This is a genomic window from Candidatus Mesenet endosymbiont of Agriotes lineatus (assembly GCF_964019585.1).
Classification (GTDB): Bacteria; Pseudomonadota; Alphaproteobacteria; order Rickettsiales; family Anaplasmataceae; genus Mesenet.
Map to the genome: position 1 here is coordinate 263314 of NZ_OZ026454.1, position 23070 is coordinate 286383.

Genomic DNA, 23070 nt, shown 5'->3' on the forward strand with positions numbered 1-23070 from the left:
TAATCATATATTGATTTTAAACATGATACATAAACTGTTTATCTTTTTCTCATTTTTTATAATGAGCCAATCAGCTTTTGCACTTAATGCAAAAGTAAGTCATGAGAAATTAGAAAATGGTATGGAGATTTATATTATACCAAACCATAGAATTCCAGCAGTAATGCACATGGTTTGGTATAAGGTTGGAGGAGCTGATGATCCAATTGGTAAATCTGGACTCGCTCATTACTTAGAACACTTAATGTTTAAAGGTACCAAAAAATTTAAAGATGTATCTGCCACTATAGGGAGTATAGGTGGTCAATTTAATGCTGGAACTTCTGCTGATTTTACTGTGTATTACGAGCTAGTGCAAAAAAAGGACTTGAGTTTAGCTATGGAAGTTGAAGCAAATAGAATGCGTAATTTAAATATAACAGACGAAGCAGCAAAGAAGGAACGCAATATCGTACTGGAAGAAAGGAAAATGAGGATAGATAATTCTCTTAGAGCAATACTTAAAGAAGAAATGGAAAGTGCATTTTATAGAAGTAATTATGGTAGTCCAGTTGCTGGTTGGGAAAATGAGATCAATTCTTTAAATAAAAATGATGCTTTGAGTTTTTACAATAAATATTATTATCCAAACAATGCAATACTTGTAATTGTCGGCGATGTTGATACCAATGAGATATTAAGTCTAGCAAAAGAACATTATGGACCTATAGAATCTGGTTCTACAGCTAAACGTTTCCCTGGGTCTGAACCAGAGCATAACGCCAACATAACTGTTACTTTGGGTAGTGATGAAGTACAGGAACCAGAGTTATTTGTATGGTATAAAGTTCCAAGTAAGGTAACTGGAAAAAATTATTTAAAAATTAGTTTAATAGCTGACATTTTAGGTAGAGGAATGTCTAGCAAGTTATACGAAGATTTGGTTTTGAATAAAAATTTAGCAGTCAGCGTTAGTGTCGATTATGATGAAATGGTATATTGTGATAGTGCAATAAAGATATCAGTGTTGCCTAAAAGTGGGATACAGATACAAGAAATCGAAAATGCACTAAATGTATTCATTGCTGATTTTATTAACAAAGGTGTATCTGATGAGGAATTGCAAAGTGCAAAATATAGGTATAAAGCTAACAAAATTTATAATTTGGATGATTTAGCATCTATAGCTTACTTTTATGGTAGTAATTTAGTCTTGGGTATTCCAATCGAGAATATAGATATCACTTATAAAGGGCTTGATAATATTAGTGCAGATGAGGTAAATTCAGAGATTAGTTCTATTTTTACCAAAGCCAAACTAATTGGTTATTTACTTCCTAAAGGAGATGAAAATAATGCATAATAAGCTACTACTATTTCTTTTATTATTTTTGTGCACAGGGTTTCATGCTGGTGATGTAAACGTTCAAGTAGAAGAAATTACTACCAATAATAATTTCAAGTTTTTATTTATGGAAAATCATGATCTACCAGTTGTGTATTTAGATATTACGTTTAAAAACTCTGGTTACGCGTATGATAGTCAGAAAAAACAAGGGCTTGCTACTTTTGTCTCTGCATTTCTTCACGAAGGTGCAGGCAGTAGCAGTGTCTTAGAGTTTGCAAGAAAGCTTGAAAATAAGGGCATTGAGTTATCTTCTGATGTTAGTAAAGAATATTTTCATGTTCATTTAAAAACTTTATCTGAAAACTTGCCTGATGCGATGTCTTTACTTAGTGATTATTTACTAAGACCCAATCTTGATGATAATGGTTTTAACAGGGCAAAAGAAATGCAGACTGTTCTAATCAAAAAGCTTGATAATGATCCTCAGTTTGTAGCAAAAAGTGGATTAAAGAAGTTACTATTTGATGAGCATCCTTATGCAAAGGCTGAGTATGGATTGCTTAGTACTATCGCAAACATTATGCAAGATGATGTTTTACAATATGTAAGAAGAAATTTTAATCAAGAGAAAATGGTAATTAGTGTTGTAGGTTCTGCAAACTCGCAAGAGCTAAGTGAGTTGATTGACAATTATCTATTACAATTACCTACTAAAGCAGAGGAATCAGCACGTAAGATTGAAAGTGCCAACCTTAATTTAGGTAAGAGTAATCATACGTTTATGGATATCCCACAAAGTATAGTGTTCTTTGGGCAAGAAGGAGTTGCTATAGATGATCCTAATTACTATAGGGTTTATCTTTTAAATTATGCACTTGGTGGTATGAGCTTAAATTCTGTGTTAATGCATCAGTTACGTGATAAACTAGGAATTACATATCATATTAGTACTTTTCTCGATATCAACGAGCATAGCAACATTTTAGGTGGTGTCTTATTTACAGACAACTCTACGGCTGCTCAAGCTATATCAGCTATAAAACAAGTTTTTAACGAAATTAAAGAAAAAGGAATAAGTAGTAAATCGTTTGAAGATGCAAAAACCAACATTATTAATTCGTTTATTTTTTCATTATCAAATAATGACAACATCATTCACTACTTAACAAAAATACAGCTGCATAACTTTAAGGTAGATTATATCAACAACTATATAAACTATTTTGAAAAAATTACATTAAAGGATGTAAATAATACTGCACGTTCTTTACTGTCTGCTGACAATTTATCGTTCTTTGAAGTAAGTAAAAAGAATAGCTTTATAAATAATTGATTTAATTTGTATTAGTATGAATTCTATTTTGAGTTTTTAGACCTTTTCTTGTGATTTAAGTAATGATAACATAAACCCATCACATTAGCTTTTTTCTACTAAATTGACTTGTGAGTTTGTGCTTTTAAATAATTTATGTATTTTTGAATTCAAACGACTTATTTTACGTGCAGCTGCGTTTTTATGCATCACACCCTTAGTGACGCATTTGTGTAAATTAGACATAGCGCCTTTAAATGCCAACATTGCACTTTCATAATTTTCTGCACTTATTGCATCCATTACTTTTCTGACAGTAGTACGTGTTTTGTTTTTACGTATGTTATTAATTAAAGTACGTTTTTCTATTTTCCTTATCATCTTTTTAGCGCTTGCAGTATTTGCCATATTTACAACCAATAAACTCTTTATAATTTAATATGAAACATAAACTTAAGTCAATAATATACTTCTTTCTTCAATGGAGTTTTGTAATAAAGTAAGAAAATCCTTCTTAGTAAGCCCAGGATATATAGGTGGCAATATTTCCACTATAACTTTCCCACAACTTCTTTGTAGGGATATTATATTTCTTGGCCAAAATAGCCCTGTATTTAGTGCAATAGGTAAAACCGGTATGGATAAACTTGAATATAGAAACGCAATACCAGATTTATATTCTCTTTTTTGACCAATTGCTACTCTAGTTCCTTCTGGAAATATCACTACAGTTCTTCCTTCTTTTAAACGAAGTTTTGTGGTTTTAGTCATATTATGTATAACACTGCTGCCACCCTTGCGATCAATGAATATCATCTTTAGTGCAAAGAAATGTAGTCCAATAAAAGGCAACCAAAGTAACTCTTTTTTTAGGATAAAAATCGTCCGTTTGAACAAAACCATCAAAATAAACGTTTCTAAAGGAGATTGATGTTTAGATGCAACTACAAAAGATCCATCTGGAATATTTTCTTTCCCTCTAACTTCATAGGTAATACCACAAATCAATTTCAGCATCAAAAGTACAATTTTCACAGCAAATGAAGAAAATACAATAATAACTGGCAATGGCATAAGAAGTATAGGCATGGCAACTATAGTATATAAAGCTGCCCAAACAACTAGAAATAAGTTAAAACTGATATTTCTAATTAAGTTCATTTTTGGGAGGTAGGCTGTTGAAAAATTGGTATTGTTTCAGGAGTTACTCCATTATTTATAATCATAAATTTTGGTTTTCTTTCTGAGCAGAAACAGGTAACAGCAGAAATAAGCATTATTGATGAAATCACTATACCGCCAATCTTGAATTCTTTTTTTATGTCGGCCAAGATTGCAATACCTAAAAGGACAGCACCAATAAAAGCTGCAGTTGTAGCTAGTATTTTTGAGAATTCAGACTTTTCTGTTTCTTTATAAGCTTGAGTACTATTGTGTGGTTTTGATTTATGCTCATCTGAAGTTTGAAAACTAACTGTTTTTCGCTTTTTTGTACCAAGCATTTCTTTTCTTTCCTGCTCAACTTGTTGAATTTGATTTGGGGTGAGAAGTTGTTTTCCATTGAGCAAAAACTTGCTTAATAGTGTAACTTGATCTTTTGGTAAATCTTTAACAAGTTCTTGATTAAAAAGAATACCTGCTAAAGCAATAGCAGTACAATCGCCATTCTTAATGGCATCATTGTGTTCTTTACATACCTTAGCTGTAGCATAATCAGCATGTCTTAGCTTTTGACCTATGTAATCTTCTGTTTTACCCTCAATAGTTTCTCCTACTCTCCTTTCTATTTCTTCTTTTAGAAAACTGTTAAACTCAATAGATGAATAATCAAATGGATTTCCTTCTTCCTTCTTTTTCTCCTGACTTTTTCTTAAAACATCAAATAAGTCTTTTTCGCTCATATTGTAAAGCATTCTAAGAAAAATAAGAGCTACGGGACCACAATCAGTATTTCCAAATTGGAAATAATCCCTAGATTGATAAATTGTTATTTTCCCATTTTTCTCAAGATACGAATTTATAACTTCAGCTTCACACTCATCTGATATTGCTTTGCCGTTGGGATTGGCAATGAGTATGCTTTTTTCACTATTATGATTATGAAAAAAGTATAGACATACAAAATGCCCTTTGTGATTATCTCTAGTAGCCATAAAAATTTCATCACTTTTAGGTATCCACCTAATGTAAAGTACTGGACGCTTCCTAGCCTCAACTAAAGCAAACATAGCATCAAATTCTTCTTTTACCGCATTTTTTGATAATTCTTTGAGTTGTTTTTTTGCTTTATTTTTTGATAATTCTGCAGATCCATCTTGCTGATTTTGTTTATTTAGTGCCTGATTTATCTTGTCCTTATCTTCTTGAGAGATGAATCTTTTTGATAATTCATTTATACTGTTATAACCATACGGATGTGCTGCAATGATTGGTTTATTTTCTTCATTTTTTAAAATAAGATCTGCAAGCGATAATTGTGTATGTGAATTTTGATAAAGATCGCTAAAGTCTAAATCAGATATTTTTAAATCATCTTGATTATTTGCACCATTCATAACAAAATCAATAATTACTATACTGGAAATAATATCATTTATTTATTAATAAAGCAACCATTCTTCTCTTTTTAAGAGATATCACTCTTATTTCCTCAAACAAAGTCTTATAGCTTTAATTATATAAAGTTACTAATTATAACTCCTAATTGGTTGCAACTCAGCTTGCGTATTTGGATCATCTATTTTATGACCTACTTTTTGTTCTCTGTTTTTTGCAAGACATATAGCTGAAACAGTACAGATAAGCGTTATTAATGAAGTAGCCAGAATACTTATATTTATCATTTTTCCTATGCTTATATCATTATTACCTGTAAGTAATAACATGGAAGATAAAATAGCACCAGAAATACAAGTAGCAATCAGTAGAGTTAAGCAAGGGCTAAACTTCTGCAAGCATCCTTCATTTTGGATCTCTATATATTCGTTCTGGTCTTCACTAATGATGCGTTTTACATCTTTTCTAGTGTTTTGATGTTCTCTTTTTCCTTCATTGCTTAATTGTTCACTTGGATCTTTTGTGCATTCATCTTCTGGCTTAATCTTAACTGCCTTATTTTCTTCTTTCGATTGCCTCTTCCTACATTTATTCTTTTGTATTTTCCTCTTATCAAGTATTTCAGTTCCAGTAATAATTCCACTTTTAAAAGATGGACATAATTTTTCTAGATCTAGTAGATTTGGATCCACACCTAATTTTATAAGCAAGGGTTTGGTATGGGATACAAAGTAACTTTCCTTTAAATACTTTTTATTTTTATCAACAGAAGCAGTAGTGTTATGATGTTTTTCTCTAGTCTTCTCCCCACCAACATCTTCATGATTATCATCAACGAATGTAACTGGTTCTTTTGTATTGAAGTCATCAATTATATATTGAGGTATAATATCAGCTCCAAGTTTACAGAGCTTATAATATTTTGATGTAAAAAAATGAGAGAGAGTACTGAGATTACGTCTACCTTCCTTTAAAACGTTAAACAATTTTTCCTTTTTTTTCTCATCACTACTTACTTCATAAAAAGCTCGAACTAACTCTACACATATTGGTCCACAAGAACGCCTATCTTGTTGTATTACATCCTCAGAGACATACAACTTAGCTCCACTTTTGCCTGCAGCATAATAGATAATATCAACAAATTCTTCATTAATAGCTTTTTCATTTTGATCAGTGCCAAACTTTGAGCCTTGTGGATCAACTATTAAAACACTTTTTTTATGATTATGGTCAAGGAAGAAGTATAAAAATATATAATGCTCAACAATCCTTTCTTCATATCCTTCATCGTAATGAGGAATACTTCTAATAAAGCATACTGGAAGTTTTGTTTGCTTAAGAAGCATAAGTGCTTGACTAAACTCTTCACTTACTGCATTTTTTATAAGTCCTTTATCTAGCTCCTTGTTATTGTCTGATTCATAGACTTTAACTTCACTTTGTATGATAATAATTGCATTTGCTTTTTTACTGTTATATTCATCAGTGGTAATATCACCAAGTGAAGCTTTTATAAATTTAGAATCATACCAACCAAAGAGAGATTTCGGCTTTGATGGAGACGTTATATGTATTTCATCGTCTTTATTACTGAAAAATTCTATATCTATTTCAGCTGAATTCCCCCCAAGCATATTTCCCCCTAAATAATGTCTTATGATTATATAGTTCTTTTAAGAAAAGCAATTATGTTAGTTTCTCTTTAGCCAGTGGATGTGACTTAAGTAAGATATTTTTAAGTTTTTCATTGGCAACGTGAGTGTATATCTGTGTAGTAGATATGCTGCTGTGCCCAAGCATTTTTTGAATAAAAATAATATCAGCACCGTTATTAAGCAGGTGAGTGGCAAAGGAATGCCTAATAACGTGTGGGGAGACTTTTTTCTCATCTATACCACATTTTCTTGCTAAGTCCTTAAGTAACTGGCCTACGCGTTGTCTGGTGATTGGATTGTCAAACTTATCTCCGGGAAATAACCACTTTGATTCTTGATTATTTGTGATAAATTTTGCTCGAATGGTTAGGTATTCATTAATGCTATTAATTGCTGCCTCATTCAATAAAACCAATCTTTCTTTCTCTCCTTTTCCTTTTATTATAATGTAGCTACATTTCTCACCACTACTGATTGCAGCCAAGCTCTCATCAAGTTTAATGCTTATAAGTTCAGAAATCCTCATACCAGAAGAATAAAGAGCGTTAACAATTGCGTTTAGTCTTATGTTATAATTTGAAGCTGTGGTGAGTATTTTATCTACTTCATTTATGCTTAAATACTTCGGTAATGGCCGATATGATTTAGGTACGCTAAGCTTAATTGTTGGATTATAATTTATTACTTCATCACTGAGTAAAAAACGATAAAAATGTTTAATAGATGATGTTTTTCTCTGTACTGAGCTAACTTTATAACCCTGTTTGCGTAGAAAACCAATGTAGATACGCAGGTTTTCTGTACTTGCTTGTATTAAACTAATATTTCTTGCGGATAAGAAATCAATTAATCCCAGCAAATCCAGCTTATAAGCATCTAACGTGTTTTGTGTTACGTATTTTTCCGCAACTAATGCCTCTAAAAAAGACTCTAAATAAAATTTATCTTTCACTGCAGTTATTTAGAAAACCTAAACTTCAAAATATATTAGAAGTTAAAAGTCTTTTTTTACTAATGCAAAATTTTTGCAATCTTAAAAAGCTTTTCATCTTCAACTTATTTTAACGCTTATATGGTAAGTATTATATGTTATTTAGGAGTGTATTAGTGATATCTAAAAATCTCGAATTTAGTTTACATAGAGCATTAACTATTACTTATGATTTAAAACATCAGTACGCTAAACTTGAACATTTGCTACTTGCTCTTACAGAAGACATAGATGTTAAGAAAATCTTATATAAGTGTAACGTTGAAGTAAGTGAACTAAGGAACAATATTGTAAATTTTCTACAGCATGAAGACAAAATGGTAGTTGAATATGACTTAGCTACTATTAAACCTGATTTTGCATTTCAACGTGTAATACATAGGGCTATTATACATGCCCATGGTTTAGGAAGAAAAGAAGTTGATGGTACTAATGTGCTTGTTGAAGTGTTTTCTGAGTGCCACTTGTTAAGAGCAAATTTTCTACGTGAGTACAATTTAGACCCAAGTGATATTATTAATACCGCATCTAGTATATTACATTGTAATGAAGAGTTTGGTGTAGATTATTTTGATCAAAAACAATCTGCTACTGAAGATGATGTGCTACTTAAAGATGACGAAAGCCTGCAGGCCTATTGTGTTAATCTGAATCACCAGGCAAAAGATAAAAAAATAGATAGTGTAATTGGGCGTATATATGAGCTTAATAGAACTATTGAAATTTTGCTAAGACGTAGAAAAAATAATCCTATATACGTGGGTGATCCGGGTGTTGGGAAAACCGCTATTGTTGAGGGCTTAGTTTTAAAAATAATTAAAGGTGATATTCCAGATCCTCTGAGATTTAGTACAGTGTATTCTCTTGATATAGGATGTTTGCTTGCAGGAACACGCTATCGTGGAGATTTTGAAGAACGTGTTAAGTCTGTAATAAAAGCGATTGAAGTAAGGCCAAATGCTATACTTTTTATTGATGAGATACATACAATAATTGGCGCTGGTTCAACAAGTGGTGGATTTCTCGATGCTAGTAATTTACTTAAACCAGCGTTAGCTCGCGGTACACTGCGCTGTATAGGAGCAACTACTTATAAAGAATATAATAATAGTTTTGAGAAGGATCGAGCATTTGCCAGGAGATTTCAAAAAATAGATGTTAAAGAATCTCCTATCCTAGAAACAATAAAGATATTACACGGCATCAAGCCTCATTATGAGGATTATCATGGTGTATATTACACCAATCAGGCAATAAAGTTAGCTGCTGAGTTATCAAGTAGATATATCTCTGATAAGGTGTTGCCAGATAAAGCTGTGGACGTCATTGATGAAGCTGGTGCATATTGTAAATTACTGAATACTCGGAGAAGGACGGTCACTGCAAAAGACATTGAGAGTGTTATAACAAGGATTTCTGGTGTGCCATGCAACCAATTAACATTTAATGATCAGAAAAAAATTAAGTCCTTAGAAAAAAAATTAAAAAATCTTGTCTTTGGTCAAGATGAGGCAATTAATTGCCTTATTAATTCCATTAAAATAGCAAAATCAGGTCTTGGTAATGAAAACAAACCACTGGCAAGTTATTTGTTTGCTGGACCAACGGGAGTTGGAAAGACTGAGCTTGCTAAACAATTAGCAGAAAATACAGGCATGAAGTTCATACGTTTTGATATGTCTGAATATATGGAACCTCATACTGTATCAAGGATTATAGGGTCTCCACCTGGATATGTAGGATATGATAACGGAGGACTTCTTACCGATGCTGTTGCTAAAAATCAGCATAGCGTGCTACTGCTTGATGAGATAGAAAAAGCTCACCATAGTATTTATAATATACTGCTGCAGATGATGGATTACGGTTGCGTTACTGATACTTATGGACGTAAAGTCAATTTCTGTAATGTAATTTTAATTATGACAACAAATGCTGGAACTTTTGAATTAAGTAAAAACTCTATTGGTTTTGATAGGGATAAAAATTTTAATGTTGATTTTAGTAAGAAAGCTATGGAAAGGGTATTTACTCCTGAGTTTCGTAATCGTTTAGATGCTACTATATCATTCTCTCACTTAAAACCTGAAATTATTACCTGCATAATAGATAAATTTATTTCACAACTTAAGGTTCAACTTATGAAGAAAAGAATTAAATGTGAAGTCGATGATGAAGTAAGGCACTATTTAGCAAGAATTGGCTATAATGCAGAATTAGGAGCTCGTCCAATAGAAAGAGTAATAACCAAGGAAATAAAGGAGCAAATTGCAGATAAAATGTTATCTGGGAGGCTATCAAAAGGAAAAAAATTAAATATTATTATGAATGATAAACAAAATTCTATTGCGTTTAAAATAAGCGATTAATTCTCAATTAATATAAGGTTGATTTTAAGTTATGCTCCTGATACAGTTCAGTTCATAAAAAAGTAAATTTCTAAATAAAATGATTGATCAAGATACACTCAATAAAGCTTTGGAATGTTACAAAAAAATTAAAGAAAGTAACTTTAAGATTGCTATTGCTGAGTCTTGTAGTGGTGGTCTTTTATCTTTTTTGTTTACCACTATTTCTGGGGCATCAGAAGTATTAGATTGTGCATTTGTAACCTACTCCAATATTTCTAAAAGCAAGATTTTAGGTGTGCAGGAAGAAACATTAAGGCATTATGGTGCTGTTAGCAAGGAAGTAGCAAATGAAATGGCGCGTGGAGCTTTATTTAGATCAGATGCTAATATTGCAGTTGCAATTACTGGAATTGCAGGTCCTGGTGGAGGGTCAAGCTGTAGACCTGTAGGTTTAGTATATATAAGTTGTATACTCTCTGAAATTGATACTGATTGCAAAGAATATCACTTTAGTTACAATAATCGCAACAAAATACAGGTTGCAGCTGCAGATGCCGCTTTAGACTTTATCTTAGATAGAATTAAAAATGCCTAAAATTGTAACACGCTTTGCTCCTTCCTCAACAGGTTTTTTACATATTGGAGGGGCACGTACTGCCTTGTTTAACTGGCTATATGCAAAGTGCAATAATGGTCAATTTCTATTGAGAATAGAAGATACTGATAAAAAAAGATCAACCAAAGAAGCAATAGATGCAATAATTAAAGGACTTTCTTGGCTTGATGTAGATTATGATGGAGAAGTTGTATTTCAATCTCAAAGAATAAATAGACACGTGGAGACAGCTAACTATTTAGTTGAAATTGGTAAGGCTTATTATTGCTTTTGTCCCCTAGACGGAGCTAAAGAACGAGAATTAAAAACGAAGGGTGCACCTTATAGACATAGATGCACAAATAACTTACCGCCCAATAACACTCCGGTAATACGCTTTAAAATTCCATTAGATGGGAAAATTACTTTTTATGATGATGTGTATGGTGCGATGAAAATTGATAATGCACAACTTGATGATATAGTCATTCTACGCTCAGATAAGACACCAACCTATATTTTTGCTGTTGTTATTGATGATCATGATATGGGGATTACGCAAATAATTAGGGGTTCTGACCACTTAACTAATACTTTCAAACAATTACTAATATACCAAGCATTTGGCTTTGATCCTCCAAATTTTGCACACGTACCACTCATTCATGATGAAAACGGTCACAAATTATCTAAAAGGCACAATGCTTTAAGTGTAGTTGAATATGAGAAAATGGGTATATTACCTAAAGCTATGCGTAATTATCTTTTAAAGCTTGGTTGGAGCCATAATAATGATGAGATTATAAGTGATGAACAAGCAGCTAAGATATTTAATTTGCAGGGCATAGGACGTTCACCTGCATGTTTGGATTTAAAAAAACTTAAGCATCTAAACAGTTATTATATTAATAATGCAAATAATGAGCGACTTCTCAACATGCTTATTCCTATTTTAGAAAAAGAAGTTAGGGATAAAATAACTGAAAGACACAAAAATTACTTATTACAGGGGCTTACGGAACTAAAAAAAAGAGCTGATTCTTTAATTGATTTAGCTAAATCAGCTCTTTTTTATATTGAAAGTCCTCCAATTATTACTGATAAACATGCATATGAAATTATAAAATCTAACCTTGACAGTATTGGCTTATTAGCATCTTTCTTGTTAAAAGTTACCGATCAAGATTGGAACAGGGATACCATTTGCACTAAAATTAAGGAGTTCTCAAACTTATATAATATGCAAATAAGTGAGGTTTACAAGGTTTTGCGTGCTTCAATTGTAGGAACGATAAATTCACCAAGTATTATTGATATAATGGTAATACTTAATAAAGATGAGTGTCTTTTCAGATTGAAATCAATATTAAAATAGTAGAATTAGTACAGAATAGCAGTGTCAAATGAATAAACTTTTATAAATCAGTATGTACTAGAGGAAGTTTAAAGTGACAGAGAAAGATTGACTATAAAATATGTAAACCAATATACCCATAACTAGTTTTTTCAGCAACACACAACAAACTATGTCAACTGAATTTTTAGCGCAGCTCAATTTTCTGGGAAGAAGCTGGGGAATAATTAATATCTAATTTGATATAACATTTGCCTTCTTTATAGCACATTGTTTATACAAATACTAGTAAATTGGTTTTTTTCCTGATTTGTCGATTCAATTAGATCGGTAGTGTAAATCTAACTGAACCAAAATACTTAACTGCCAAGATTTAGAGCTTATCCACAAAGCAGTAAATTCAAGAATATTCCCAACTTAACATAGCCTTACTCATAGCTAAATATATCAATTACAACCAGCTAAAGCTGGTGGTATGAGTTAAAGCTTTAAAGCAAGTTTTAAAACTCAGAGATTTGTGATGTTTATGATGAATTTCTTGTTCTTCAATATACTTCTGCACATCTGTAGAATTTACATTACCAACGGTAACAGCAAAATATCCTCTAGCCCACAAATGTTGACCCCAGTATCTTTTTCTTAATTGTTCAAACTCTTGGAATAACTTACGTTCCCTTTGATATATTGTTGGATAGTGGGCGGCATAGAAATTAGCATATGTACGTGATCAGGCGTAATATTACCACTTACAATATCTACGTAATTTTCTGATAATCTCTCTACTGCTGTTTCACCTACAAGTATCCTGTACCTATACTTAGTACTACGTGAAATCAAACGCGTACTATGAGAGCTATGTTTTTAATCCATAGAAAATACTAAAGTAATCCTATACTAAAGTCTTCGCCTTAAGGCGTGGGTCACCCACCTAACTACATAAAAGTCAGAAAAAATTGGTGCAGTGATGCAGGATGGTACTTAAGAATCTGTCTTAAAAATGAGCTAATTTATGAAGCATAATATATTAAAGAAAATATTAGCTTTGGAAGTTTGAAGAGAGTGCTCATAATCCTTCGCCTAAAATTGGAGTTGCAACAATCCAACGTTTAGAAATCACCTGGAACTCTGTATCAACCATTTTTTTGGTAATTGTTATCCTGTTAACTTGTAATTTACCTGTATATCCTTTCTGTAACTTTTTCTTTAGCCTGAAATAAAGAGGTATCATTTTAACAGCAATTACAAGACCAATACAACACCCTTTTGCCAGCCTCTATTTCTGAATGGTTTTTACTGATTAATTACTCCTACTAAAGGTATTCCATTCTTACCAACCTTACCTCTTTTACTAATTTCCAATTTGCCATTACCTGAGAAAGTAGTCGTCTTCCATGATCTTTGGCAGCATACCCCTCATCTTGTCTCGCATTATTCTAATGCTATGCTTCCTTCTATTGCCCCTTGTACAACATCAAAATTCCCCATTCTTTATCATCACCTATATCGCTTGGATACATACCATAAATATACCCCTTATATCATAAATCTCTACTTCTTTCTATATACTTTGCAGACAGCTTCTTAGAATTCAAAATTTTAATAAAGCTTTTATTTTTTTTGTAATCTGAGTATGTATATGTGATAATTGTAAAATTTATATCCAAAATATATATATTATTGTGAGCTCTAAGTTAGAAAATGTAGAAAGCACTATAAAAAAAGATCTAGCTTGCGCATATCAGATTATATCTTATCTAGGCCTTGATGATCACACCTATACTCATTTATCTGCACGTGCTCAGAATAGTAACTCATTTTATATTTACCCTTTTGGTATGCATTTTAGTGAAGTGCATGAAAATTGCCTTATGAAGGTTTTATTTACTGGGAAAATTATTGAAGGTAAGGAGTATCAGTATAATAAAACTGGATATGTTATTCATGGTGCTATCTATCAAAAGCGACTAGATGTCAAAGCGATATTTCATCTTCATACTCCTGCTATTATTGCTGTTGCTTCGATAAAAGGAGGTTTGCAACCTATAAGTCAATGGGCATTGCATTTTTATAATCGTATTTCATATCACAAATATGATTCTTTAGCATTAAACTTTGAACAAGGGGGTAAAATAGCGGATGATTTAAAAGATAATTTTGTTATGATGATGGAAAATCATGGGGCAGTTATATGCGGTAGAACGATTTGGGAAGCTATGTTTTATACGTATCACTTAGAGCAAGCATGCAAAACCCAATGTTTAATTTTATCTATGAATCAGCCCATAAACCTGCCTGAAGAAGAAACTTGTCTTAAAGCTGCAAGTGATCTTTTATCTTTTGAAGAAGACATAGGTATGCGTGATTGGCAAGTGTGGAAACGCTTAATTGATTCTAATTGTAGGCTAAGTAGGCGAAAATAAGAGTTGTTTTTTTTATTGTAAGATATTACACTATCCACTTTTATGATCCTGTAGCTCAGTCGGTAGAGCACTTGACTTTTAATCAAGGTGTCGCGCGTTCGATTCGCGCCAGGATCACTACGTTAACTAAGGCATGTCCCTAAAATTAAATAAAAGAAGAAAAGCAATTAAGCTAAAAAAATGAATAGATTTGTGATTTTTGTGATTACAGAAGAGATGTGAAAAAAGCCAAAACCAAAATTTAGAATTTGGATTTTAAGAACAGGAGCACCATCGGCCATATTCATATGGAAAAGTGTTTATAATCGGTATTATAATTTGGCTAAAAAAGATTCTAGAAAAAAAGATACGAATGGAATATCCACTATAGCATAGTAGCGGTGGGAAAAATGGAATTGTACTAAAATTCATATAAAAGTTGATGCATTTGATTAAAAAATCAGTGGTAACAAATTAAGTTTAATTAATTGATTATGTGAATATTTAATTGCAGATATAGGGTATGATAGTTTAGAGAAATACTTAAAAATTCAGGAATTTATACCGAACAGAAAAAATAGAAAACATCCATATGAATGCGATTTTACGAAGAAAGAAATTTGTTGCGCTTTCATCGGAGGGTGTAATACATAAAATATTACTACCGGTGTTAGTACAACTATAGTTATGGATGTTTCACAAAACTGCTAAAACAAAATAGAAAATACTCTATCATATTTTCCGGATTTGAACCCTATTTTGGCATACTATCAAAAGCTGGCTAGGACCTAGAATGTATCAACATTTCTCCTTCTTGCTGGTCAAGTATTACTGAGGTTTATCACTTAATCTGGGAAGTACTATAACAACTACAACTTCGTACTTCCTCAGGCAGCTTATGAATTTTCTCTATACTAACATTAGATAAAGCACACCACTGCTGATGAGGGCCGTAATACTGCCATGGTTGATATGGTCCATAGCACTTAAGAGGTAATTCACTACTGCTCTTAACAGATTGGTTGTTATTTAAATCCTGCACATAATTGGACTTACTAATAAATGTATCTAATGAACCTACACATGATTTAATAGCTTTTAAAGCTTTTTTCTCTTTTTTCCTTTCTTCTTCAGTTTTTGTACCACTTATTATACCGTATTCCTGCACACAACTAATTTTATTAGAATGCCACTTTTCTAATGCTTTCAAATAATCTAAAAATCTATTTAACCATTTGAAATTCTCCTCACTTATTATTTTAAGGCATCTCTCATCACTCTCCTGACAATAATCTTTATAGACTAAAAGAGTCATCTTATCCAACACTGACAGTACTTCTTTTAAGTTAGTATCAATATTCTGCACTCTTGAAGCGATATCAGTAAGATGACTGGTAATATGTTTATTATGTTCTGGACTAAATCTATTTGTTCCAAAATCACCCTTAGTTTGTTCTATAATTTTACCGTATTGCTTATCATAATTGCTAATACTGAGTATGGTACGGCGTAGATGAAAATCACTCTTAATTACATATAAATCTTTTATTTTTTCATCATTGATACTTGATGCTTCTATTTTTAAACTCTTCTCACTATTTTCAATAGCTTTATTTATCTCATCCTCAAACTGCTTTGACCTTTCATCAGGAAACAGCAATGCTGTTAGTTCTTTTAACCCTCCACGCAATGCTTTTACTTCTTTATCTTCAAAAAACACTTCTTCTTTGACACTCTGTGCTTCAAATTCATCTAGTTTTTTATCCTTTATTACAGTTTTACTATTACTGCTATTTTTGCTTCGTTTCTTTTTTCTCTTTGGCTGTAGTTGTTTTGGTCTGGTCCCTGTTTTTTTTGATTCTTCCTCTAATAACTCTCTCTCAGCTTTTTCTATTTGTAACTTTTCTTTCCTATCTTGCTCCTCTTTCTCTTTTTTTGAGCTATGGATAAAATCAATAAAGGCATTAAATCCTTCATTACTACAACTTGCCTTCAATTTTTCTAATTGATCACTAACTTCTTTATATTGACCTAGTACATATTGGTAGTTATCTTCACTATTGCCTTTCTTTACATTGATCTTTGATACTTCTTTTACTAATTGAAGTAATCCTGTTGTAAATTCTTCATTTTTAAATCCAAACTCAATTATCTTACTAAAATTGTTGGTTACAAACCCCTGCCATATAGAATCTTTTATATTTGAATTAATAATACCAAAAACACGTGACACTAGTTCATAGGACTCTGAATTATTTGGGCACCTTTTATATAAATCTATAATTTCAATTATTGTTTCTTGTAGTTTAGAGGTAATGTCTTCCTTTGCTTCATTATTTATTGAAGATGTGTTGTATTTCCAAAGATCATAATTCCTTTTATGCTGACTCAAGTTGTTAGATAAATTTTGAAATTCTTTAGGCAGTTTTTTACTCAGAGATCTAGCCGTTTGTTTTTGTTTATTTTTTCTTTGAACAGAGGATTGAGCACATTGTGCAAGTAATTTAGTTGCTCTTAATTTAGATAACCCTTGTTGAAGTACTTCTTCCTTCTCTTTTAACTTTTTAAGTTCCTCTTTTTCTTCATTTGCACGGGAAACCTCATCACTGATTTCTTTTATAGCTGCATTTACCATCCCAAATTTTACAACTTCAAAATCAATATCCTCATTCTCCAACTTTTTGATATTAGCTATAGCTTCATCTTTAACCTTATGTATTATCTTTTGATAATCCAAAGACTTAACTACCTGTATAATTAAAAGAGCGAATTCTTCACCATAAGGGGTAGCGTATGCTATTAAACCTTTCATTACTTCTTCACGATTCAATATGGTGTTGCAGTCTTTTTCAATTTTGGCTATTGCTTCTTTGTAATTCATTTTTATTTTTACTTAAATCACTTTAATTTGAACTAAAAATAAACAAAGAATCAAGAAATATTTAATATATTAATAAAAGTATATAATCTTTATAAGGTTTTTTCGATTTTTAGCAACTTGATCGCATTTGTGTTAATTAACCCTCCACCTACTCGCTTGGTAGTATAAAGCTTAATGAACCCTTTGCTGGTGAATGGATCTCTTAAGATTTTCATTCCCCTGTGATCCACTATTTTATATGCCTGTTTAAAATTTGCTATAGCTATCACTTTATGCGATTCTTCTATGCCGCTTGGAAGCTTTGGCTTAGCGTCCCGAGTGCTAGAGCTAAGCCCTGCCGGCATATCAGCTACTTGGTAGACCGGAATTCCCATTATTGTATCTTTTGCTCCCAAAGATAACCCTGGTTGCCATAAGTATTGACTTGATTGCTCCAACTTTAGCAACCTAACTTCCTGCAGGACACTTCTATTCATTAAAAACGACGCATTCTTAGCATAAGATTCATTTAACGAATAATAGAGCTTTACTACTGCATCACTATTTAATTTTTCAGATTCTATTTGTTCTACTTCCCCTTGCTTTTTACTGTTTTTATAAGACAATATTCCTTGAGGTTGCGTTTTGCCATCGCCTTTGATGAAAGCTTCATTTTCTTTTGCACTAAAAGCTTCAACTAATTTACCTACAAGCCATGCTTCAATATTAACAAAGGCATCATCGAGCAGTTTTTGAGTAATTTGCGGTTGGGCATATAATTCATAAGTTGTAATTTTTATATTTTTAAATTTTTGCGTACTTTGATTATCTAATATATTATCACCCTCTTCATGCCAACCAACAAAGGTTTTATCATCACCTTCAATTATATATTCTATACTTTCAGTTGATATTTCTTCACTAGAGCAAAGCTGACGCATAGGAGAAATATCTGTAATATTTTGGTGGATACGCTTTGATATCTCTTTTGTAATTAAATACCCTCCTTCTGGACCTGTAGATGTTAAAGCTTTTTGCTCATACTTCATTAAATTATCTACTGTGCCTTTACGCAGATATTCGGAAAATGCTTTGCTTTGCGGATAATTATCTTCAAATCTACCATTTACTTCTGGCCTTTGCATAGCCGTTTCTAATGTTTCTACTCTCTCTTTACAATCATCAATTGCATTGCTAATTTTATTTAACTGCTCAGTAGTTGCAGATTCTGCATAACCCTTGCCTTCTATTTCTTTAAGTCTACGCTCATTAACTAGTTTAAATTGCTCCCATGATGAAGCAAGATCATTAATACGACAGGCAATATCAGTAAGTGACATAAGTAACCTCCTATAAATTAAAATTTTCAGAAAAAGCCTAATGTTTAATTATGGTTTGAAATTTTTGATTAGGCTGAAGTGTTTTTAAAAGAACAATCCTTTCGCATGATAAATTACTTGTTCAACTTATGTCAAACACTTACTCAAGCTCCATAACAAGTGCACAATTTACCTCTTTGCTTTTTACATTATATGTATCGCCTATAAAACATGGTTCTTTACTACCTTTCACATTGATTCCTCTAATGTTCCCTGTAATTGGGTTGCCATCATCCATTTTTTTATCTAGGAGGTATGCTTGTTTTGCTGTTAAAATAGGGCCAATATTTAATTCCTTTCCCATATTTTCCCTTGGAGCACCAATAACAAGTACATTACTTCCCTTAAATCCATGTACTCCATAACCTAAAAAAAATCCACTACCTTTAACTTTAGAAGTAGGAATATCGATCCCAAGAACTGGAATAGCAGAGGTCGAATCAGGTCCACCATTAGATTGGTACCCAAGCCCAGCTTGACTTAAGTGACACCATGCTAAATATGATTCTATACCACCATCCCTGCGATCTTTAAATTCAATACGACCATCACCATTGCCATTAATTTTCCTTATTCCTCCGCACTTGCTTGAATCAAAAAAATCCGAAGCATTGGGCATGTCTCCTGGGTAATAATAATATTCTGTATAAAAGAAATTAACATCTGACCATACTTTCCGCATATCTTGCATAAGTCTATGTAAGCGAGCGTATTCAATCAGAGATGAACCTTTTATTACTGTAAAAAACAGCAGCCCACTAATTAATAAAACCACAGAGATTTCAATCAATGTAAAACCATTTTTCTTCATCTTGTAACCTAAATATCACTTATATAATACTAGATTTAATAATTTTTTCAAAAAATCGATTACAATATTATATTTGATATATAGTATGCTAATTAAAATTTTAGAGGTTGATAAGGGGGAAAAATGATTGGTACAACATCAGAAATGTTAGAATTAGAAAGTGAGCTCTTTAAAGTAGTACGTAACAATGACAGAGAAGAAGTGGTGAGAATATTAGGTTTAGGTCTTAATATCAATATACAAGATAACTTGGGACGAACACCTATTTTTCTAGCAGCTTTATATAATAAATTACCAATAGTGAAAAAACTAATTGAACTTGGTGCTGATCCTAAGATAAATGATCATATGGGAAATACAGTTCTAGGTAATATGTTATTAAGACGACGCCCAGGAGATATGAAAACCCAGGTATCACAAAAAGAGAGACTATCTACAGTTAAGCTGCTAATAAAATCGGGTGTAGATCTTACAACTCGTATACGTATATGTGGTTCTCTACCTATTCACATGGCAATTAAGGCAAGGCTTGGTTTAAGGTTAATAGAAGAACTGCTAACAGAAGATAATGTTAATGCACAAGACAATAATGGCTACACACCATTATGTTTAGCAGTATCATTAGGACAAATTAATATAGTAAAACTTTTGTTAAAATATGAACAAATTGATATTAATATAGGGAAAAGTTATGAAGCAACACCATTGCTGTTAGCACTTAAAAACAATTATGTGAATATAGCAGTACTATTATTATTTTATGGTGCTACCCCAGGTCAAGTGTTTAGTGACAATGTATTTTCATCTCTACTTCCACATCCAATGCCATTAGTGATGCAAAGTATTGGTTATATATTATCTGAAGGTGAAGATCTATTATTCCGCAGTGAACGTATTTATAGCCCTTACCAAAAATATTTACTCGGATTATGTGAGGAATATATAAAAAATAAATTCATTCCTTCTAAACCTAATGCCTTTTTTAAATTAGTCTCTGAGTTACTTTCATCTCAATCTACTGCTACTGAACAGCATCAGAATAAAAAGCGTAAAATATTAAGCACAATCACAAATAGAGTTGTCATTTCTAGATTACATATAACATCGTCTATATATTCTCCTGGACCTGAAATGTATGAAGCGCTTCGTTGTAGAATGTTAAATGTAACTACACCTAGATCTGTCATTTCTGAACCACCTAGACCATGTTCTATAACTTCTGTTTCTACAAGCTTTCCTGGATCTAGCCTTTCTGACGCATCTTACCTTAGAATGGATGTAGGTTCACCTGGATCTAGCCTCTCTGAAGCATCTCACCTTAGAATGGATGTAGATTCACCTGGATCTAGCCTCTCTGACGTATCTCACCTTAGAATGTTAGATGTAGGTTCACCTGGATCTAGCATCTCTGACGTATCTCACCTTAGAATGGATGTAGGTTCACCTGGATCTAGCCTCTCTGACGCATCTCAACACAGCACATCAGCAATTTTAGGTTCACCAAAGTCCAGTCTTGCTGGATCTTTTGAAAACCAGTTCGAAAAATCATTAAATTTAGGTATAGATTTGTTTAGCTCATCTGAATCATATGCCAAAAATGCTAAGAGGAGAAAATTTTATTAGACATCTTCCTACAATAACCTTAACTAGAATCAGAAATTTTCACATGATTCTATACCACCATCCCTGCGATCTTTAAATTCAATACGACCACCGCCATTGCCATTAATTTTTCTTATTCCTCCGCACTTACTTGAATCAAAAAAATCCGAAGCATTGGGCATGTCTCCTGGGTAATAATGATATTCTGTATAAAAGGAATTAACATCTGACCATACTTTCCGCATATCTTGCATAAGTCTATGTAAGCGAGCGTATTCAATTAGAGATGAACCTTTTATTACTGTAAAAAACAGCAGCCCACTAATTAATAAAACCACAGAGATTTCAATCAATGTAAAACCATTTTTCTTCATCTTATAACCTAAATATCACTTGAAATATATTCTAAGAAATAAAGCATTCTATATCTTTAAAAATACAATTAGATCTAATTAAAGTCTTGCAAAAAATTGATCAGTATACTAAATTTGACATGCAACGTATTGTTTAATACTTCATAGCTTAAGCAAGAGGGAAAAATGATTGGCTCGAATGAAACATTAGCAACATTAGAAAGAAAGCTCTTTGAAGAAGTGCGTAGTAATAATATAAAAGGGGTAATTGAGATATTAGGTTTAGGTCTTGATATTAATGCACAAAATCACTTAGGACTAACACCTATTTTCTTAGCAACTTTACACAACAATCTATCAATGGTTAAAAAGTTGGCTAAACTTGGTGCTGATCTTGAGACAAAGGATAAGCTAGGAGATACAGTTCTAAGCAAGGTGTTATCAAGACAATACCCAAGAAATATACAAAACATACCAAAAGAAAAACGATTGCCCACAGTTAAAATTCTAATAGAATTGGGCGCAAAACTTACAACTCGTACCTGTGGTTCTTTGCCTATTCATGTAGCAATCAAAGAAAGGCTGGGTTTAAATATAGTAGCAATGCTGCTAACAAGAGATACTATTAATGAACAAGATATTCAGAGACGCACACCATTATACTTAGCAATATCATTAGGACAATCTAATATAGTAAAATTTTTGTTACAACATGAACAAATCGATGTTAACATTAACATAGAGAAAGATTACGAAGAAGATACTCCATTGATGTTAGCCGCTAAAAAACAGTATGTAGAGATAGTAATACTGTTGTTACTTTGTGGTGCTATTCCAAGTCAAATGTTCCTTCAACTTAGAATTTTAGGGCCAATGCAATTACTAATACAAAGTATTAAGTGTATATTATCCCAAAGTGTATCCTCAGATGCTCACCCTTACTGTAAATATCTATTCATATTATATAAGGAATATAAGGAAAATCAATGGTTTAGAATTCCTTTTAAACCTATTATTTTTATTAATTCAATCTCTAAATTATGTTCACCCAAACCTTCTGAAGAGCATCAGCGTAAAACATTAAGCGCTATCACAAATAGATCTGCCATTTCTAGATTATATAGAACATCGTTTATAAGTTCTCCTGGACCTAAAATACATGAAGAGCTTCGTCGTAGAATGTTAGATGCAACTACACCTAGATCTGTCATTTCTGAACCACCTAGACCATGTTCTATAACTTCTGTTTCTACAAGCTCTCCTGGACCTAGTACTCCCGAACTACTTACACTGAATGAATCGAGTGTAAGCTCATTTGAATCTATCTCTTCTGATTTATCACAATTTAGCATTTCTGAAACATCTCTATTCACAAAGTCATATATAGCTTCAACTAGATCTAGCTTTTCTGATTCTTCAAGTCTAAGCGCAAGTTCACTCACTCCATCTGGATCATACGCAGTAGGTACTAAAAGGAAAAAATCTGATCACATGTTTAGTTCTCAATAGCCCTAACTAAACT

17 protein-coding genes, 1 tRNA gene and 1 pseudogene are annotated in these 23070 nt (G+C 32.3%); 9 read left to right on the plus strand and 10 right to left on the minus strand.

Annotated elements, in window-relative coordinates; all coding sequences use genetic code 11:
- The first annotated feature begins 61 nt into the window (after positions 1 to 61).
- Together AACL19_RS01290 and AACL19_RS01295 are read left to right on the plus strand one after the other, a co-directional pair.
- Positions 62 to 1342, plus strand: a complete 1281-nt coding sequence (locus AACL19_RS01290; RefSeq protein ID WP_339046049.1) for a pitrilysin family protein — start codon at positions 62 to 64, stop codon at positions 1340 to 1342.
- Entirely contained in the window at positions 1335 to 2660 is a 1326-nt protein-coding gene (locus AACL19_RS01295; RefSeq protein WP_339046051.1) for a pitrilysin family protein, read from the plus strand. The genes AACL19_RS01290 and AACL19_RS01295 overlap by 8 nt, the downstream gene beginning before the upstream one ends.
- Positions 2661 to 2744: 84 nt before the next feature.
- On the opposite strand, the gene rpsT is transcribed toward AACL19_RS01295, so the two are convergent.
- From rpsT to AACL19_RS01320, 5 genes are all read right to left on the minus strand, one after another.
- Positions 2745 to 3047: a 30S ribosomal protein S20 gene (gene rpsT / locus AACL19_RS01300; RefSeq protein WP_339046053.1), complete on the minus strand. Its 303-nt coding sequence runs from the start codon at positions 3045 to 3047 to the stop codon at positions 2745 to 2747.
- Between the two features lie 45 nt (positions 3048 to 3092).
- Entirely contained in the window at positions 3093 to 3800 is a 708-nt protein-coding gene (locus AACL19_RS01305; protein ID WP_339046055.1) for a lysophospholipid acyltransferase family protein, read from the minus strand.
- Positions 3797 to 5194 (minus strand): hypothetical protein, encoded by a 1398-nt coding sequence (locus AACL19_RS01310; protein WP_339046057.1) that lies wholly within the window; start codon positions 5192 to 5194, stop codon positions 3797 to 3799. Before AACL19_RS01310 ends, AACL19_RS01305 begins: the two co-directional genes overlap by 4 nt.
- A gap of 132 nt (positions 5195 to 5326) precedes the next feature.
- Entirely contained in the window at positions 5327 to 6832 is a 1506-nt protein-coding gene (locus AACL19_RS01315) for a hypothetical protein (RefSeq protein ID WP_339046058.1), read from the minus strand.
- Between the two features lie 52 nt (positions 6833 to 6884).
- Positions 6885 to 7805 (minus strand): tyrosine recombinase, encoded by a 921-nt coding sequence (locus tag AACL19_RS01320; protein WP_339046060.1) that lies wholly within the window; start codon positions 7803 to 7805, stop codon positions 6885 to 6887.
- A gap of 155 nt (positions 7806 to 7960) precedes the next feature.
- Between AACL19_RS01320 and AACL19_RS01325 the strand changes: the two genes are divergently transcribed.
- The 3 genes from AACL19_RS01325 to gltX all read left to right on the plus strand — a co-directional run bounded on the left by AACL19_RS01325 (position 7961) and on the right by gltX (position 12165).
- Positions 7961 to 10213: an AAA family ATPase gene (locus tag AACL19_RS01325; RefSeq protein ID WP_339046062.1), complete on the plus strand. Its 2253-nt coding sequence runs from the start codon at positions 7961 to 7963 to the stop codon at positions 10211 to 10213.
- A gap of 79 nt (positions 10214 to 10292) precedes the next feature.
- Positions 10293 to 10790, plus strand: a complete 498-nt coding sequence (locus AACL19_RS01330) for a CinA family protein (RefSeq protein WP_339046064.1) — start codon at positions 10293 to 10295, stop codon at positions 10788 to 10790.
- Entirely contained in the window at positions 10783 to 12165 is a 1383-nt protein-coding gene (gene gltX, locus AACL19_RS01335; RefSeq protein WP_339046065.1) for a glutamate--tRNA ligase, read from the plus strand. The genes AACL19_RS01330 and gltX overlap by 8 nt, the downstream gene beginning before the upstream one ends.
- 430 nt (positions 12166 to 12595) lie before the next feature.
- Here gltX and tnpA read toward each other — a convergent pair.
- Positions 12596 to 12981 (minus strand): annotated as a pseudogene (gene tnpA / locus AACL19_RS07005) (IS200/IS605 family transposase).
- Positions 12982 to 13823: 842 nt separating this feature from the next.
- Here tnpA and AACL19_RS01340 point away from each other — a divergent pair.
- Complete coding sequence (locus AACL19_RS01340) at positions 13824 to 14564, plus strand: class II aldolase/adducin family protein (protein WP_339046069.1); 741 nt, start codon at positions 13824 to 13826, stop codon at positions 14562 to 14564.
- A gap of 44 nt (positions 14565 to 14608) precedes the next feature.
- Positions 14609 to 14681, plus strand: a tRNA-Lys gene (locus AACL19_RS01345).
- A 703-nt stretch (positions 14682 to 15384) separates the two neighbouring features.
- On the opposite strand, the gene AACL19_RS01350 is transcribed toward AACL19_RS01345, so the two are convergent.
- From AACL19_RS01350 to AACL19_RS01360, 3 genes are all read right to left on the minus strand, one after another.
- Entirely contained in the window at positions 15385 to 17424 is a 2040-nt protein-coding gene (locus AACL19_RS01350; RefSeq protein WP_339046071.1) for a hypothetical protein, read from the minus strand.
- A gap of 89 nt (positions 17425 to 17513) precedes the next feature.
- Positions 17514 to 18743: a phage major capsid protein gene (locus AACL19_RS01355; protein ID WP_339046073.1), complete on the minus strand. Its 1230-nt coding sequence runs from the start codon at positions 18741 to 18743 to the stop codon at positions 17514 to 17516.
- Between the two features lie 139 nt (positions 18744 to 18882).
- Positions 18883 to 19593, minus strand: a complete 711-nt coding sequence (locus AACL19_RS01360) for a prepilin-type N-terminal cleavage/methylation domain-containing protein (protein WP_339046075.1) — start codon at positions 19591 to 19593, stop codon at positions 18883 to 18885.
- A 123-nt stretch (positions 19594 to 19716) separates the two neighbouring features.
- Between AACL19_RS01360 and AACL19_RS01365 the strand changes: the two genes are divergently transcribed.
- Positions 19717 to 21216, plus strand: coding sequence for an ankyrin repeat domain-containing protein (locus tag AACL19_RS01365; protein WP_339046077.1), 1500 nt, complete (start codon positions 19717 to 19719; stop codon positions 21214 to 21216).
- Positions 21217 to 21245: 29 nt separating this feature from the next.
- Here the strand turns inward: AACL19_RS01365 and AACL19_RS01370 are convergent, their stop codons facing one another.
- Positions 21246 to 21569, minus strand: coding sequence for a prepilin-type N-terminal cleavage/methylation domain-containing protein (locus tag AACL19_RS01370; RefSeq protein ID WP_339046079.1), 324 nt, complete (start codon positions 21567 to 21569; stop codon positions 21246 to 21248).
- A gap of 165 nt (positions 21570 to 21734) precedes the next feature.
- Here AACL19_RS01370 and AACL19_RS01375 point away from each other — a divergent pair, with 165 nt between their 5' ends.
- Positions 21735 to 23057, plus strand: coding sequence for an ankyrin repeat domain-containing protein (locus AACL19_RS01375; RefSeq protein ID WP_339046081.1), 1323 nt, complete (start codon positions 21735 to 21737; stop codon positions 23055 to 23057).
- Positions 23058 to 23070 lie beyond the last annotated feature (13 nt).